Origin of the sequence: Noviherbaspirillum denitrificans, from assembly GCF_002211445.1 — a bacterium.
Classification (GTDB): domain Bacteria; phylum Pseudomonadota; class Gammaproteobacteria; order Burkholderiales; family Burkholderiaceae_D; genus Noviherbaspirillum; species Noviherbaspirillum denitrificans.
This window is the reverse complement of sequence record NZ_LSTO01000001.1, coordinates 1,421,306-1,437,298: the sequence shown is the minus strand read 5'-3', so window position 1 is coordinate 1,437,298 and position 15,993 is coordinate 1,421,306. Positions and strand designations below refer to the sequence as shown.

The following is a 15,993-nucleotide window of genomic DNA, read 5'->3' as shown; positions in this document are numbered from 1 at the left end:
CGTGTACAGCCATCCGCGCCGCACCATCCACTTCTCGATTTCGACCGCCACGAACACGACGGACGACAACGCCAGGCAGAATCCCAGCTCACCGGCCGTCAGCGGTTCGGTGTTGAACAGCGGATTGAGGAAGGGCACATACACCGTCGCCATCTGCAGCGCGAATGTCAGCAGCACGGCGCCCAGCAACGGCAGGTTGCTCGCCAGCCCTTGCGAAAACAGGGATTCCCGTTCCGAGCGTATGGCCAGCACATGGCCCATCTGCGACAGCGTCAGCACCGTGAAGACCATGGTCTGCCAGTGCGCGGAGCCGGTATGGATCGCCCATGCCTGGGCGAACAGCGAGACGGCTGCCATCATCAGACCGATGGCCAGGATGTGCTGCCACATGCCGTGGGCGAAGATGCTTTCCGACGGCGCGCGCGGCGGACGCTGCATGACGCCTTTTTCCGCCGGCTCGACGGCCAGCGCGAGGCCCGGCAGGCCGTCCGTCAACAGGTTGATCCACAGGATATGGATTGGCAGCAGCGGAATCGGCATGCCGAGGAAGGGCGCCAGGAAGATCGTCAGGATTTCCGCCGAATTGCCCGTCATCGCATAGCGGATGAACTTGCGGATATTGTCGAAAATCCGCCGCCCCTCGCTCACTGCGCCAACGATGGTCGCGAAATTGTCGTCCAGCAGTACGAGGCTCGCTGCTTCGCGCGCCACATCCGTTCCACCCCTTCCCATTGCCACGCCGATATCGGCCCGCTTCAGCGCGGGGGCGTCGTTCACGCCGTCGCCGGTCATGGCCACGAACTCTCCCTGCGCCTGCAAGGCTTCGACGATGCGGATCTTCTGTGCCGGATCGACACGCGCATAGACGCGCACGTTTTTAACGAGCGAACGCAATGCATCGTCGCCGATTGACGCCAGCTCCGGGCCGGTGAGGACGATCGCGTCTTCTTCCGCGATGCCGAGCTGGAAGGCGATGGCGCGGGCGGTTGCGGCATGGTCGCCGGTAATCATTACCGGCGTGATGCCGGCCGATTTGCAGAGGTGCACGGCATCCTTCGCTTCCGCACGTGGCGGATCGATGAGGCCGGCCAGTCCGATGAATTCGAGATTGTCTTCAACCTGCGCGCCGTCCGCCGGCTGCGGCAGGTCCTGCCATGTCCGGCGAGCGACAGCCAGCACGCGCAATCCGCGCGCCGCCATGCTGTCCGCCTCGGCAAGCAACCGAGCCTTGTTGAAATCCATGCCCAAAGCCGACGTACAGTGCGGCAGCACGCCTTCAGGTGCGCCTTTGGTGTAGGCGACCACGCCCGAAGGCGTGCGATGGAAGGTCGTCATGCGCTTGCGGTCCGAGTCGAAGGGCAGCTCGAACACACGCGGCGCGTCGGCGAGCAGTGCGGTCTTGTCGTAGCCGGCGTCGCGCGCGGCCGCGAACAGCGCGGTTTCCGTCGGGTCACCGGCGAGCCGTCCTTCGTTATCCAGCGTCGCATCATTCGACAGGGCGAGCGCAGTGAAAAATTCCGGCCATGGAGTGGATTCCCGGCCGGCACCGGTCCACGCTACGCCTGCGGCATGCAAGGCATCGACACGCATTCGGTTCTGGGTCAGCGTGCCGGTCTTGTCGGAGCAAATGAAGGTCACGGACCCGAGCGTTTCCACGGCGGGAAGGCGGCGGATCAGTGCTTGCCGGGTCACCATCTTGCGTGCGCCGAGCGCGAGGGAAATCGTGACGATGGCAGGCAGGGCTTCCGGAATGGCGGCGACAGCCAGGCTGACGGCGGTCAGGAACATCAAGCCGATTGCTTCACCACGGAGCAGGCCGACGGTAAAGATGATGGCGCAGACAGCAAGTACCACGATCCCTAGCCGGCGACCGAAGGCGGAAAGCCGCTTCTGCAGCGGCGTCTTGAGCTCGTCGCCTGAATCGAGCAGCGCGGCGATCTTGCCGAGTTCAGTCGTCATCCCGGTAGCCACCACGATGCCGATGCCGCGCCCGTAGGTTGCCGTCGTGCCCTTGAAAGCCATGTTGCGATGGTCGCCGAGCGGCAGTTCCGCATGCCGCAGCGGGCCGGTCGATTTTTCGACAGTCACGGCTTCACCCGTCAGAACGGCTTCGTCGGCCTTGAACTGGATGGCTTCGATCAGGCGCAAGTCGGCGGGCACGACATTGCCTGCTTCCAGGTAGACGATGTCGCCGGGGACGATTTCGGCGGCGGGCAGGACCTGCCGCTTTCCGTTGCGCAGCACGACTGCACTGGTGGCTGCCATCTGCTTGAGTGCAGCCATTGCACGTTCGGCGCGTACTTCCTGCACGAAGCCGATCACGGCATTGAGCAGCACGATGACTGCAATGGCGGCCGTATCCTCGATGTCGCCCACGATGCCCGACACAATCGCGGAAGCGATCAGCACGAGGATCATGAAATCCATGAACTGGTCGAGGAACATGCGCCACATCGGACGTGGCGGCTTTTCGCGGATGGTGTTGGTGCCGTGCCGCTCCAGGCGCCCGCTGGCTTCGGAATGCGACAGGCCGGTGGAAGGGTCGACGTCGAGGCGGCCGGAGACGTCGTGTCCGGGGAGGGTATGCCAGTGGATGCCGGAACCGTCCGTTCCCATCGCTAGTCAGGAAAGCGCGCCGGCGCCTATTTCACCAGGGTGACGGGCACCTTGACGAGATGGACCACCTTGGTAGCCACGGAACCCATGACAAGGTTGCCTACCGGGCCGAGGCCGCGCGTTCCCATGACGATGGATTCGCAACCGATTTCTTCTGCATAGGCGGCAACCGTTGGCGCAATGTCGCCCGCGCGCCAGTCGGCACGATATGCCACGCCTGCCTCATCGAGGAGTTCCATGACTTTTTGCAGGACGGCCTGTGCATCGGTAGCCTGGATGGACTTTGTTTCCTGCGGCGAGAGATAGGCGTGGGAGCGGACTTCCAGCGGCTCCTGGACATTCAGCAGGTGAAGCTGGATGGCAGGATTGTCGTTGGCCAGGGCTGCCGCGTGGAGCGCGGCGTGCCGGGCGCTTTCGGAGGCATCGACCGGAACGAGGATTTTGCGCATGGATGAGCCTTTGCAATATTGAATCAGTCTCTTTCGCGGAGGCTACCGGTCAGGCGGCGAAATTCATTTGATGTGAGTCAAACGGTCCCGGATTCATTGAGCCGGCGTATTTTTTCAATCTACCAGACTGCAAGAGTCGTCGCCTTGCAGGGATGGCAAGATTGACGCTACTATTGCTTCACATCAATTTTGACGAGCAGCGCGGGGAGGTGCTGCCGCATGCCGCGATCGTCGCATCAATCGCAACCCGGCCGGCGCCACGCCATCGGCACATGGCATGCAGCCATGGCGCTGCTGTTCGCGACGCTTATGGCGGTCGAGCTGATCGGACTCCGCCTGCTGGACACGACCGAGGCACGGCTCACCGACATTTACATGCAAAGGCATGCTGCCACTTACCAGGCGGATCCCGATATCGTGCTGGTCGATGTCGACGATGCCAGCATGGCCGCAATGCAGGAAATCGCCGGCCTCTGGGCCTGGCCGCGCGAGATCCATGCTGACCTGCTGGAAGCACTTGCGGAATTCAAGCCGCGCGCCGTCGTCTTCGACCTGGCCTTTGCGGAGCGGGACCTGAAACGCCCGAAGAGCGACGCGAGACTGTCTGAAGTCATCCGCGCAATGCCTCATGTGTATCTCTCCGCAGTCCAGCTCGACGGCAATGCGGCCCCCGAAATGCTGTCGCCGCTGGCTGCGGCTTTCGGCGCCACAAGCGGCGGACCTTCGGATGCCCGCGCACCCATCCTGCTGCCGGCGGCGGTGGAGCGCGATGGATGGCGCCTGGGCCTCATCAACAGCCTGGAAGACAAGGACGGCGTATTGCGCCGCTACCGGCTCTATAGCGACGTGGCGGGCTGGCAGCTGCCATCGCTTCCGGCGCGGATCGCCGCCGATCTCGGCGCACCCATTCCGCCGGGGACCGAATTCCTGATGCGCTGGCCGGCCAAGGGGCATAAACGTTATCCCTACGGTGAGCTCTACCGCTTGTTGACCGAGCAGCGGCCCGGGCTCGACGCGCAGGCGCTGGCGACACTGGACAGCCTGTTCCGGGGCAAGATCGTCGTCATCGGGAATTCGGCCGCGTCGTCCTTCGACCACCACCTGACCCCGCTTGGCCCCGGCTACCCCGGCGGCGATATCCTCGCGCTGGCCATCGACAACCTGAAGAGCGGGCGCAGCATTACGCCCGCCTCGCCAGCATGGCCGCTGGGCTTTGGCATGCTGCTGATCGCCGCCATTGCCGCGGCTTTCACCAAACGCGTCAATCCGCTGCTGACCGCTGCGGCGCTCGCCACGCTTTCGCTGGCGGCACTGGCCTTCGCCGACCGCGCGCTCGAACGCAACCTGATGCTCCCCGTTGCGACACCGCTTGCCTTTGCCTGGGCGTGGTTCCTGACGGCGGCTATTGCGGGTTACCTGCGCGAGCGGCGCACGCGCGAAAAGACGGTGTCGCTGTTCCGGCGCTTCCTCAATCCCAATGTCGTGCAGCAGATCGTGGAGCAGGGTGAGACAGTCGAAAGCCTGTCCGGCCGCACGCGCGACATCACCATCCTGTTTTCCGACATCCGCGGCTTTACCACGCTGTCCGAGGGGCGGCCGCCGCAAGAGGTCGTGTTGCTCCTGAACCGCTACTTCGAACGCCAGGTAGAAGTCGTCTTTCGTCACGGCGGAACACTGGATAAATTTATCGGCGATTGCATCATGGCCTTCTGGGGCGCTCCCGTCGACGACCCCGACCATGCACGCCATGCCGTCGCGGCGGCCTTGGAGATGCAGCAGACCCTGCTAGACTTCAGGCGGGAGCTGCAGGCGGAAAGCTCCGACGTCGGCGACTTCGACGTGGGCATCGGCGTGCACACCGGACCGGCGGTGGTCGGCTTCATCGGCGCGCAGCGCAAGCTGGACTACACCGCCATCGGCGATACGGTCAACCTGTCGAGCCGGGTAGAAGGCCTCACCAAGGGCGTCGCCCGCGTGCTCGTGACGCAGGAAACCGTCGACGCCTGCAAGGGGACGGACGAATTCGAGTTTCAACACCACGGCGCTTTCGCAGTGAAAGGACGCACCGCGGAAGTCAACCTGTACGAACCAAGGAGGAGAACAACATGAAACGATGGTTCCTGATACTGGCCGGCCTGCTCGCCGGTGCAGCCTGGGCCGAATCGGCGCTGACCAGCCGGTCCACCGAACTGCAGGCGCAGCCGCAGTCCGATTCGGCGGTCATCACAACGCTCCCGGAAAACACCAAGGTCGAAGTCCTGGTCCGCAAGGGCGCCTGGAGCCAGGTGAAGACCGCGACCGGCCAGACCGGCTGGGTGCGCATGCTCAGCCTGAAGCCGGAAGCCGCGGGCCAGCAGGCGTCCAACACGTCCTCCTCGAATCCCGTCGGCGCGCTCGGCAGCCTGCTCACCGCCGGCCGCACGTCCAATACCGGCACCGTCACCACCGGTGTCCGAGGCCTCAGCGAGGAAGACCTGCAGAATGCACAGGCCAATCCGGCGGAGGTGGACAAGATGCAGAAGTTCAGCGTTGACAAGAATGCCGCCCAATCCTTCGCCCAGCGCAACAAGCTGAGCCCGGCGAAGGTCGATTACCTGCCCGACCAGGCTCCGGCCGGGAACAACCAGCGCAATTCGGAAGGAGGCTGACATGCGACTCATGAAACGGACACTGGCGGCCATCCTCATTGCAGGCACTTGCGGCACAGCGCTCGCGCAACTGCCGTTCTCGCTACCGGGCTTCGGCAAGGGCGGCGGCGACAAGGGCGGAGGGCTCAACCTCAACAGCGTCGGCAACATCGTCAGCAACGTCGGCAAGGCGACCAAGGAAGCCACCGAGCCCGAAGAAATCGGCATCGGCAAGGAATTTGCCGCCACGCTGCTCGGCGCCAAGCCCCTCGCCAACGACCCGGCGCTGCAGCGCTACGTCAATACACTCGGCCGCTGGCTCGCGTCGCAGACCGAGCGGCCCGACCTGCCATGGACCTTCGGCGTACTCGACGACCCCGGATTTAACGCATTCGCTACCCCAGGCGGCTATATCTTCGTGACCCGGGGCCTGGTGCAACGCATGCACAGCGAGGCCGAACTGGCCGGCGTCCTGGCGCATGAAATCGGACATGTGCTGAAGAAGCACCATTTGCGGGCGGTGCAGAAGAATGCCGGCTTCGCACTCGTCGGCGATGTGCTGGCCGCCACCGGCAAGGGCAATGCCGAGGCGCGCAATGCGCTCATCAACATTGGCAAGAAGCTGTATGCGAGCGGCCTCGACAAGGACGATGAATTCGAGGCCGACCGCCTCGGCGTGGTGATTGCGGCGCGTGCCGGCTATGACGCGTTCGGACTGCCGTCAGTGCTGCAGATGCTTCAGCGGCAGAACAGCGGCGATAGTGATTTCACGCTGATGTTCAAAACTCACCCTTCGCCCGGCACGCGGGTAGAGATGCTGGACCGCTTGATGAAGGACCGCTTCGATTCGCTGAAGGGGATCGATGGACCGGCGTTGAGCGCACGGCTGAACGAATTCAAGAAATAAAAAAAGGGGCGCTTGCCGCGCCCCTTTTTTCCATCACTTCTTCGGGGTGACGGTGCCTTCGTCGATCAGCAACGGGTAGAAATAACCCGCGCCCATGTCCTTGTTGACCAGTACGGTGCCGGAAACGGTGACGGTATCGCCGACATTCGCGGTCTGCTTGCTGCGCACGATCAGGTTGTGGTTGCCGACATCCGCCTTGCCCGAACCATCCTGCACGTGGACGAAGTTGTAACCACGGATGCCGTTGTTGGCCTTGACCACCTTGCCCTGGGCCTGGATGGTCTTGCCGGCGAGGGCTTCGCGGTTCTTGTGCAGCTCCTCGACCTTGTACATCTTCGCTTTTGCCTGCGCAAAGGATGCGACCGGGGCGGCGACAGCCGTGACGGCGACTACGGCGGCGATCGCGAAGGAATGGAATTTCATGAATGCTCCTGATGATGAGAGAGGTTGACCCGGGGCAGTATATCGCTATCGTTCGCGCGCAAAGACTAACCTAGATCAAGGCAGTCTTTCTTTCCACCATCTTCATCAGCGCGTACAGCGCCTCCAATGCTGGAATTGCAACATTTTCCCGCCTGGCCGCCCGTACCGCATTGCCCAGGATGACTTCCGTCTCCATCGGGCGGCCATTTTCATAATCGAGCGCCATGCTGGTCTTGTAGGGCGGCGCCTTGCGGGTGCCTTCGACGTACTGGCCGACCAGGGTTTCATCCAGCGGATGGCCGGTTGCGGCGGCGACTGCGCAGACTTCGCGCATTGCCTGGCGCACGAATAGCTCCCCCTCGGGCGCGCCGAGGATGTGCCCGGTGTCGAGTACGCCGCCCATGACTGATATCGGATTGAACACGGCATTCCACAGGCATTTTTGCCAGCGGACAGTGACGACGTCTTCCGTCATGGTGCATTTGATGCCGCCCGTTTCAAGGAGCGCGGCGAAACGCTTCGTGCGCTCGGTCACGCTCGAAGGATAGTTGCCGAGGCTGAGGTCGCCAAACGCGAAGTGCCTGACCTTGCCCGGTGCGACGCGGCTGACCTGGACGAAGGCGAGGGCGCTGATGAGTTCGTTGTCGGGGAAGGCCTGCGCGATTTCCGCTTCGATTTCCACGCCGTTTTCAATCAGGACGATCGCGGTGCCTGGACCGACCGCGTCCCGGATCAGTGCGGCGCGGTCCGTGCCTTCCACCACCTTCACGCTGACCACGACGTAGTCCGGCGCGCCGCCCTGGTAGTCCGAGGCGGTCCCTAGGGTCTGCACCGGCTTGAAGGTCCGGTTGCCCAGCCGCTTGCTTTCAATGGAAAAGCCGTTTGCGCGCACGGCATCGAGCTCGCTCCTGCAAACGACGGAGACGTTTGCGCCGGCGGTCTGGAGCGCTGCGCCATAGAACGCGCCTATGGCGCCCGCACCGATGATGAGAATGCGTTCGGACACTTTTTCTGCCTCTTTTTCAGGTGGAGGGACAGCCGATTGTAGCGGCCTCCGCACTTGCGCGCCGGGAGAGGGAAAGAGCGGCTTTGATAGGACGCCAAGACACGCCTGCAACAGGCGAAAAAATTTTCTCAAATCAATGCGCTAAAGCAAACCTTGCATGGCATTAACAAGCTATGATTGGTGCCGTAGTGCAACTTTGATTTGGTCCCCGAACATGTTCAAGAAAACCGTACTGGCGTTACTGTTGAGCGCAGCAACGTCCGTCTTTGCCGTGCCGCTGAGCTCGCAGCACGCCGTCGTGATCGACGAGGCGAGCGGCGCGGTCCTGCTCGAAAAAAATGCGCATGAAGTCGTCCCGATTGCATCGCTGACCAAGCTGATGACAGCGATGGTCGTGCTGGATGCTCGCCTCGACATGAACGAGCTCATCACCATCGAGGAAAGCGACGTCGACACGCTGAAGTTCAGCTCCTCGCGCGTTCCTGTCGGTTCCGTGTTGCCGCGCAGCGCGGTGCTGGAGTTGGCGTTAATGTCGTCCGACAACCGCGCAGCCCACGCGCTCGCACGCACTTACCCGGGCGGCATGATGGGCTTCACGCAGGCAGTTCGTGAAAAGCTGGCAGCGCTTGACATGCGCCACACCAGTATCGGCGAGCCCACCGGCCTGTCTCCGTACAATCGTTCCACGGCAGCCGATCTTGCCAAAATGGTCAGTGCCGCATCGCAGTATCCGGAAATCCGTCGCCTATCGACCGGTGCCGAAGACCTGATCGAGATGAACGGCCACATGGTCCAGTACCGCAACACCAACCGCCTCGTCGGCCGCGAAGGCTGGGACATCCACTTGTCGAAAACGGGCTTTACCCGCGAAGCGGGGCGTTGCCTGGTGATGCGCTTCCAGGCTGCTGGCAAGAACGTCATCATGGTCCTGCTGAACGCCAAGGAAAGCGCTGCGCGCATGATCGATGCCGAAAACGTGCAGCGCCTGGTCACCGGCCAGCCTTTCGTCATGGCCAAGGCTTCCGCGCCTTCGCGCGTCTCCGCACGCAAACACGGCCGCGGCGGCATCATGCTTGCCAAGGCAAAGCATGAAAAGGGCAAGAAGAAGCGTAAGACAGTCTGAGCTTCCTCCAAAAGAAAAATCCCCGTCAGATGCATATCGGACGGGGATTTTTGCTTTTCGGGGACTGCTAGTGTTTTACCAGACCTTCCACCACGGGCTGCTGGCCTGCTGGCCACCCCGGAAATACAAGCTGTTCGGGAAGGTCGCCTTCAACACGCGTTCCGCATCGTTGCGCAGGTCGGCCATGCCCATCGCATCGTAGGACTTCACCATCACGTACAGCGCCTCTTCAATCGCCGGCGCATCGCGGTATTCGGTCACCGCCTGCTGTGCACGGCCGACAGCCGCAACATAGGCGCCGCGGCGATAGTAGTAGTTGGCGACGTGCACGTCATACTGCGCCAGCGCATTCACCAGGTACTTCATGCGGTCGATCGCATCCTTGGTATAGATGCTGTCCGGGAAACGTTCGGCCAGCTGCTTGAACGAATCGAAGGCATCGCGTGCCGCCTTCGGATCGCGCTCGCTCGGATCCTGCTTGGACAGGAAGTCGAGGAAGCTGATCTTGTCGTTGAAGTTGATCAGGCCGCGCAGGTAGTACATGTAGTCGACATTCGGGTGGTTCGGATGCAGCTTGATGAAGCGTTCCACCGCGGCCAGCGCCTGCGGCGCGTCACCCTGGCGGTAGTGGGCGTAGGCAATTTCCATCTGCGCCTGCTGCGCATAAGTGCCGAACGGATAGCGCGATTCCAGCTTTTCAAAGTACTGGATGGCTTTTTCATACCCGCCGGCCGCCATTTCATCGCGCGCCTCCGAGTATAATTTCGACGCCGACCAATCCTTGGTTTCGTCGACTTTCTCGGGAAGCAGGCCGCACCCGGTCAGGGACAGAGCAAGGGCGATGGCGGCCAATTTCAACGAACTTTTTTGCATGACGTTTGCGCGAGCACTCCGGAACAAGGCCACGATTATAGCCGATGGTGCAATGCTGCAGCGATACCACACGAAACGCCGATTTTGACCCACTCCCTGCCAGAAACCGATATCGATGACGGCGACGAATACGAAGGCTCCGCGCCCGAGACGTCCCCGATCACCCTGAAACTTACGTCGCAGTTTTGTGGCGTCCGCCTCGACAAGGCGCTGTCGCTGCTCCTGACCGATTATTCCCGCAGCCGCATCCAGCAATGGATCGACGCCGGCCACGTGACCGTCGACGGCCAGCCCGCGCGCGGCAAGACCACCATGCTGGGCGACGAAACCATCGTGGTCGAGCCGCAGGAGGCGGAGGAGGAGCAGGCCTACAAGCCCGAGGCCATGCCGCTGTCCATTGTCCATGAGGACAAGGCCATCCTGGTCATCAACAAACCGGCCGGGCTGGTGGTGCATCCCGCTGCCGGCAACTGGTCGGGTACGCTGCTCAACGGCCTGTTGCACCATGCTCCTGCGCTGGCCACGGTACCGCGCGCCGGCATCGTCCACCGCCTGGACAAGGAAACCAGCGGGCTGATGGTGGTCGCGAAAACCTTGCAGGCGCAGACCGACCTCGTACGCCAGCTGCAGGCGCGCACGGTCAAGCGTGAATACCTGGCTCTCGTCTGGGGGCAGCCGCAGGTTAGCGGACGCATCGAAGCGGCAATCGGACGCCATCCGCGCGACCGCATCCGGATGGCGGTGTCCCACCATGAAAGCGCCAAGGCGGCGGTAACGCATTACAACCGCCTGGCGACCGGTTCGCTCGACGGCCGCCAGGTCAGCCTCATTAAATGCCGCCTCGAAACCGGACGTACCCACCAGATCCGGGTCCACATGCAGTCCATCGGCTTCAGCCTGGTCGGCGACCCGCTGTACGGCAAACCGCACCTGGCCTCGGTGTTCCCGCGCCAGGCGCTGCATGCCTTCCGGCTCGGACTCGGACATCCGGCATCCGGAAAGGAACTGGAATGGACAGCAGACGTACCCGAAGACCTCTCCGGCCTGCTCGAGCGCGCCGGCCTTGGCGGCATCGCGCTGGAATAGGAAGTCCCCATGGACCTGATCGTTCCCGAATGGACAGGTGCGCCGGCGAGCGTCGGCGCGCTTTCAACCACCCGTCGAGGCGGCAGCAGCACCGGACCTTACGATGACGGCGAGGGGGGCGGAGGGCTGAACCTTGGCATCCATGTGGGCGATGATCCTCAGGCCGTTAGTGCAAACCGTGCGCTGCTGGGAGCCCGGCTGCCCGCGGAGCCGGCCTGGCTGACGCAGGTGCACGGCACGCGCGTCGTCAATGCGAATACGGCCGAAGGCGCGCCGGAAGCCGATGCGAGCATCGCGACGGCTCCGGGCGTGGTCTGCGCGATCCAGACGGCCGACTGCCTGCCGGTGCTCTTCTGCGATGTCGCCGGCAGGGTGGTTGGCGCCGCGCATGCGGGCTGGCGCGGCCTGGCAGGCGGTGTGTTGGAGAATACGGTCGCGGCGATGCGGGATGCCGGCGCCTCGGACATCATGGCTTGGCTCGGACCGGCCATCGGCCCGCAGCGTTTTGAGGTGGGACAGGATGTTTACGACGCTTTCGCCGGCAAGAATCCAAGGACGGTGGCGTCCTTCCAGCCGATCGCCGGCAGCAATGGGAAATACCTCGCCGATATCTATGAACTTGCCCGCCTGACGTTGCAACGGGCAGGCGTCCTGCACATTTCGGGAGGGGGGCTCTGCACCGTCACGGAGCAGAAGCGCTTCTACTCCTTCCGCCGCGACAAGATCACCGGGCGTATGGCCTCGTTGATTTGGCTCAAATGAAATCGCCCGCCGATCGGCGATGATTTATGACAACATCGTCATTGGCTTGTATTCCCGTCTTTCCCTGATGCCGAAACACCGTCATTTGCGGCCTCCGCGAGCCGCATTTTTTCTGCCTGCTGCCGATTTCTTTTTCTTTGGCCCGTGCCCATCACGTATAGAATGATTGTCAACGGCAACACGCCATACAGCAGGAAGGTCATGACTCCGGCCACAACGGAGTCCTCGGTGATCGACATCATGAGGACGACATAAATCCAGGCGATGGCGACGATATACATAACTAATCTCGATTCCAGATCCAACCCGTAACCTTACGCGAAAACAGAGAGTCCAGCATGAATATGTTCCAGCCTCAGTCCGGCGCGACTGCCGAATGGATGACCCAGTTTGTCGATCCGAACGCATGGCAGGCATGGCTTATCAAGAAGCCGCCCATCGACACCAAACCGCTCACCAACACCGTGAAGGAGTTCGGCGCGACCATCGATCCCTCGGTACTCGCGCAATTGCAGAGCGATTACATGCAGCAAATGACGACGCTCTGGCAGGAGATGCTCGGCTCGAAGACACCGGCGATCACAGACAAGCGCTTTGCAGCCCCTGAGTGGCAATCCAATCCGCTGCACGCCTTCAACGCAGCCGCCTACCTGCTGAACGCAAAATTCCTCATGTCCATGGCGGATGCGGTTGAAGCAACGCCGCGCGCGAAGCAGAAGATCCGCTTCGCGATTCAGCAAATGGTCGATGCGCTGTCGCCGGCCAACTTCCTGGTCTCCAATCCGGAAGCGCTGCAGAAGATCGTCGAAACCAAGGGCGAGAGCCTGACCCGCGGCATCACGAACATGCTGGAAGACATGCAGAAGGGCCATATCTCGCAGACCGACGAGTCCGCATTCGAGGTCGGCCGCAATGTCGCCACATCGGAAGGCGCAGTGGTTTTCGAGAACGAACTGTTCCAGCTGATCCAGTACAAGCCGTTGACCGCCAAGGTGTACGAGCGTCCGCTGCTGCTGGTGCCGCCTTGCATCAACAAGTACTACATCCTCGACCTGCAGCCCGAGAATTCGCTGGTCCGCTATGCAGTCGAGCAGGGACACACCGTGTTCCTCGTGTCGTGGTGTAACCCCGACGAATCGCTCGCCCAGGCGAAATGGGATGATTACATCCTCAACGGCGCCGTCAAGGCGATCAACGTCGTGCAGGAAATCTCGGGCCAGGACCAGATCAACGCACTGGGATTCTGTGTTGGCGGCACGATCATTTCGACCGCGCTGTCCTTGCTGTACGGCAGGGGCGAAAATCCGGTCGCCAGCCTGACTCTGCTGACGACGCTGCTGGACTTTTCCGATACCGGCGTCATCGACGTGTACATCGACGAAGCGCAGGTCGCGCTGCGCGAACAGTCGATCGGCAAGGGTGGCCTGATGCCCGGTCGTGATTTCGCATCTTCCTTCTCCAGCCTGCGTCCGAATGACCTCGTCTGGAACTACGTGAAGTCGAACTATCTGAAGGGCGAATCTCCGCCGCCGTTCGATCTGCTTTACTGGAACGCCGACAGCACCAACCTGCCGGGACCGATGTTCTGCTACTACCTGCGCAACATGTACCTGGAAAACAACCTCAGGAAGCCAGGCAAGGTGACCGTGGCCGGCGAAAAGATCGACCTGTCCAAGATCGATGCGCCTGTCTTCATCTACGGCTCGCGCGAAGACCACATCGTGCCGTGGGGCGCAGCCTACGAATCGATGTCCCTGCTCAATCCGAAGAAGCGCAGCCGCAACCGCTTCGTCCTCGGCGCATCCGGCCACATTGCCGGCGTGATCAATCCGCCGGCGAAGAAAAAGCGCAGCTACTGGACCAACGACAACGCAAGCGAAGGCGCGAAGGAATGGCTGGCCGGGGCAACGGAACATCCTGGAAGCTGGTGGCCGGAATGGGCGGCATTCCTCGAAGCGAACGGCGGCAAGCAAGTGACCGCGCCGCGCAAGTACGGCAGCACCAAGTACAAGGAAATCGAGCCGGCACCGGGCCGCTACGTGAAGGTGAAGGCGGAATGACGCAGGCAGGCGGAAGCCAACGGCAACCGCCTGTCACTTATGCAATAAACGGGAACTCCGCTATCCGGTTTTCCCGTTTGCATTGCAAAAGCAGCTATAAAAGACCTCTTAAATGTTGCGTAAATCTTTGTTTTCTCGCACTATAATAAATAGAGGAGGAGGGCGAACGAATGTTCGCTTTTTTTACGAATCGGCATAAATGCGTTGCAACGCAATAACTGGAATATTCGATGAATAGTGCAAAAAAGGCTTCAGAGCGCTTGATCAAGAAGTATCCGAACCGCCGCCTTTACGATACGCAGACGAGTTCATACATCACGTTGTCCGATGTGAAGCAACTGGTCCTCGACAACGAAGAGTTCACTGTCGTCGACGCAAAGACCGATGAAGACCTGACTCGCAGCATCCTGCTGCAGATCATTCTTGAGGAAGAAGCGAACGGTACGCCGATGTTTTCCAGCAGCGCGCTGTCGCAGATCATCCGCTACTACGGCCATGCGATGCAGGGCATGATGGGCTCGTACCTGGAGAAGAACATCCAGGCGTTCATCGACATCCAGAACAAGCTGGCCGAGAGCTCCAAGGGCTTCTACGAAGGCAAGCCGTTCAGCCAGGAAATGTGGACCCAGTTCATGAACGTCCAGGGCCCGATGATGCAAGGCATGATGAGCAACTACATCGAGCAGAGCAAGAACCTGTTCATGCAGATGCAGGAGCAGATGCAGAACCAGACCAAGAACATGTTCGGCACCTTCCCGTTCACGCAGAACAACGACAAGAACAAGAAGTAAATGTCATAACGACAATCCTTCGGTCCGGCATGCCGGGAGGAAGGGCAATGAGAGGTACAATAGCGGATTCGCTTTTGTACCTCTTTTTGTTATGTCCAACGCTTCACAAAACCCCAAAGTCGGCTTCGTCTCGCTCGGCTGTCCCAAGGCCCTGGTCGACTCGGAACAGATCCTCACCCAGCTGCGCGCGGAAGGTTACGATACCGCCAAGTCCTATGACGGCGCCGACCTCGTGATCGTCAATACCTGCGGCTTCATCGATGCCGCCGTGCAGGAGTCGCTGGATGCGATCGGTGAAGCGCTGAAGGAAAACGGCAAGGTGATCGTCACCGGCTGCCTCGGCGCGAAGAAGGATGCCAGCGGCAATGACCTGATCCACGGTGTCCACCCCAAAGTACTGGCCGTGACCGGGCCGCATGCCGTGGGCGAGGTCATGTCCGCCGTCCACCAGTACCTGCCCAAGCCGCATGATCCTTTCATGGACCTCGTGCCGGCGCAGGGTGTGAAGCTGACGCCCAAGCATTTTGCCTACCTGAAGATTTCCGAGGGCTGCAACCATCGCTGCAGCTTCTGCATCATCCCATCGATGCGCGGCGACCTCGTTTCGCGTCCGATTGCCGACGTCATGCTGGAGGCGGAAAACCTCTTCAAGGCGGGCGTGAAGGAATTGCTGGTCATTTCGCAGGACACCAGCGCCTATGGCGTGGATGTGAAATTCCGCACCGGTTTCTGGAACGGCAAGCCGGTCAAGACGCACATGACCCAGCTTTCCGCGGCGCTGGGCGAGCTGGCTGCCCAGTACGGCGCGTGGGTGCGCCTGCACTATGTCTATCCGTATCCGCATGTGGACGATGTCATCCCGCTGATGGCGGAAGGCAAGATCCTGCCTTACCTCGACGTGCCGATGCAGCACGCCCATCCGGATGTGCTCAAGCGTATGAAGCGTCCGGCGAGCGGGGAAAAGAACATTGAGCGTATCCAGGCATGGCGCAAGCTTTGCCCGGACATCACGATCCGTTCGAGCTTCATTTCCGGCTTCCCCGGCGAGACGGAAGCGGAATTCCAGTACCTGCTCGACTTCTTGAAGGAAGCTGAAATTGATCGCCTCGGCTGTTTCGCCTATTCCCCGGTGGAAGGCGCGACGGCCAATGAACTGGCGAATCCCGTTCCGGAAGAAGTGCGCGAGGAGCGCCGTGCGCGCGTGATGGAGTTGCAGGAAGGCATTTCGAAGAAGCGCCTGCAGTCCAAGGTTGGCAAGACCATGCGCGTG

The 15,993-nt window shown here is 61.5% G+C and carries 15 protein-coding genes; 9 read left to right on the top strand and 6 right to left on the bottom strand.

The window, feature by feature from the left end; translation table 11 throughout:
• Both AYR66_RS07150 and AYR66_RS07145 read right to left on the bottom strand, forming a co-directional pair.
• Positions 1 to 2,616: cation-translocating P-type ATPase (locus tag AYR66_RS07150; RefSeq protein WP_141104183.1), on the bottom strand; the 2,616-nt coding region annotated here is incomplete at its 3' end.
• A gap of 26 nt (positions 2,617 to 2,642) precedes the next feature.
• Entirely contained in the window at positions 2,643 to 3,065 is a 423-nt protein-coding gene (locus tag AYR66_RS07145) for a universal stress protein (protein WP_088706936.1), read from the bottom strand.
• Between the two features lie 219 nt (positions 3,066 to 3,284).
• On the opposite strand from AYR66_RS07145, the gene AYR66_RS07140 reads away from it, so the two are divergent.
• Genes AYR66_RS07140 through AYR66_RS07130 form a run of 3 tightly spaced genes read left to right on the top strand, consistent with a single transcriptional unit; the run spans position 3,285 to position 6,599 of the window.
• A complete protein-coding gene (locus AYR66_RS07140; protein ID WP_088706935.1) occupies positions 3,285 to 5,174 on the top strand; it encodes an adenylate/guanylate cyclase domain-containing protein in 1,890 nt (629 codons plus the stop codon).
• Complete coding sequence (locus AYR66_RS07135) at positions 5,171 to 5,713, top strand: SH3 domain-containing protein (protein ID WP_088706934.1); 543 nt, start codon at positions 5,171 to 5,173, stop codon at positions 5,711 to 5,713. Before AYR66_RS07140 ends, AYR66_RS07135 begins: the two co-directional genes overlap by 4 nt.
• Before the next feature lies 1 nt (position 5,714).
• Positions 5,715 to 6,599, top strand: coding sequence for a M48 family metallopeptidase (locus AYR66_RS07130; protein WP_088706933.1), 885 nt, complete (start codon positions 5,715 to 5,717; stop codon positions 6,597 to 6,599).
• Between the two features lie 33 nt (positions 6,600 to 6,632).
• On the opposite strand, the gene AYR66_RS07125 is transcribed toward AYR66_RS07130, so the two are convergent.
• Together AYR66_RS07125 and AYR66_RS07120 are read right to left on the bottom strand one after the other, a co-directional pair.
• A complete protein-coding gene (locus AYR66_RS07125) occupies positions 6,633 to 7,022 on the bottom strand; it encodes a hypothetical protein (RefSeq protein ID WP_088706932.1) in 390 nt (129 codons plus the stop codon).
• Positions 7,023 to 7,092: 70 nt separating this feature from the next.
• Positions 7,093 to 8,028, bottom strand: coding sequence for a ketopantoate reductase family protein (locus AYR66_RS07120; protein ID WP_088706931.1), 936 nt, complete (start codon positions 8,026 to 8,028; stop codon positions 7,093 to 7,095).
• A 214-nt stretch (positions 8,029 to 8,242) separates the two neighbouring features.
• Here AYR66_RS07120 and AYR66_RS07115 point away from each other — a divergent pair, with 214 nt between their 5' ends.
• The gene (locus AYR66_RS07115; protein ID WP_088706930.1) at positions 8,243 to 9,151 is read left to right on the top strand and encodes a serine hydrolase; all 909 of its coding nucleotides are present in this window, start codon (positions 8,243 to 8,245) and stop codon (positions 9,149 to 9,151) included.
• 75 nt (positions 9,152 to 9,226) lie between these two features.
• Here AYR66_RS07115 and AYR66_RS07110 read toward each other — a convergent pair whose 3' ends face one another.
• Positions 9,227 to 10,024, bottom strand: a complete 798-nt coding sequence (locus AYR66_RS07110; RefSeq protein WP_088706929.1) for an outer membrane protein assembly factor BamD — start codon at positions 10,022 to 10,024, stop codon at positions 9,227 to 9,229.
• Between the two features lie 84 nt (positions 10,025 to 10,108).
• On the opposite strand from AYR66_RS07110, the gene AYR66_RS07105 reads away from it, so the two are divergent.
• Together AYR66_RS07105 and pgeF are read left to right on the top strand one after the other, a co-directional pair.
• Entirely contained in the window at positions 10,109 to 11,110 is a 1,002-nt protein-coding gene (locus tag AYR66_RS07105) for an RluA family pseudouridine synthase (RefSeq protein ID WP_420093093.1), read from the top strand.
• A gap of 9 nt (positions 11,111 to 11,119) precedes the next feature.
• Positions 11,120 to 11,872 (top strand): peptidoglycan editing factor PgeF, encoded by a 753-nt coding sequence (gene pgeF / locus AYR66_RS07100; protein ID WP_088706928.1) that lies wholly within the window; start codon positions 11,120 to 11,122, stop codon positions 11,870 to 11,872.
• Between the two features lie 38 nt (positions 11,873 to 11,910).
• Here the strand turns inward: pgeF and AYR66_RS07095 are convergent, their stop codons facing one another.
• Complete coding sequence (locus AYR66_RS07095) at positions 11,911 to 12,153, bottom strand: hypothetical protein (protein WP_088706927.1); 243 nt, start codon at positions 12,151 to 12,153, stop codon at positions 11,911 to 11,913.
• Between the two features lie 57 nt (positions 12,154 to 12,210).
• Between AYR66_RS07095 and phaC the strand changes: the two genes are divergently transcribed.
• The 3 genes from phaC to rimO all read left to right on the top strand — a co-directional run.
• Positions 12,211 to 13,932 (top strand): class I poly(R)-hydroxyalkanoic acid synthase, encoded by a 1,722-nt coding sequence (gene phaC, locus AYR66_RS07090; RefSeq protein ID WP_170942090.1) that lies wholly within the window; start codon positions 12,211 to 12,213, stop codon positions 13,930 to 13,932.
• Between the two features lie 230 nt (positions 13,933 to 14,162).
• On the top strand, positions 14,163 to 14,723 hold the full coding sequence (gene phaR, locus AYR66_RS07085) for a polyhydroxyalkanoate synthesis repressor PhaR (RefSeq protein ID WP_088706926.1): 561 nt from the start codon (positions 14,163 to 14,165) through the stop codon (positions 14,721 to 14,723).
• Positions 14,724 to 14,814: 91 nt separating this feature from the next.
• On the top strand, positions 14,815 to 15,993 hold a 1,179-nt coding region (gene rimO / locus AYR66_RS07080; RefSeq protein WP_088709662.1), incomplete at its 3' end, for a 30S ribosomal protein S12 methylthiotransferase RimO.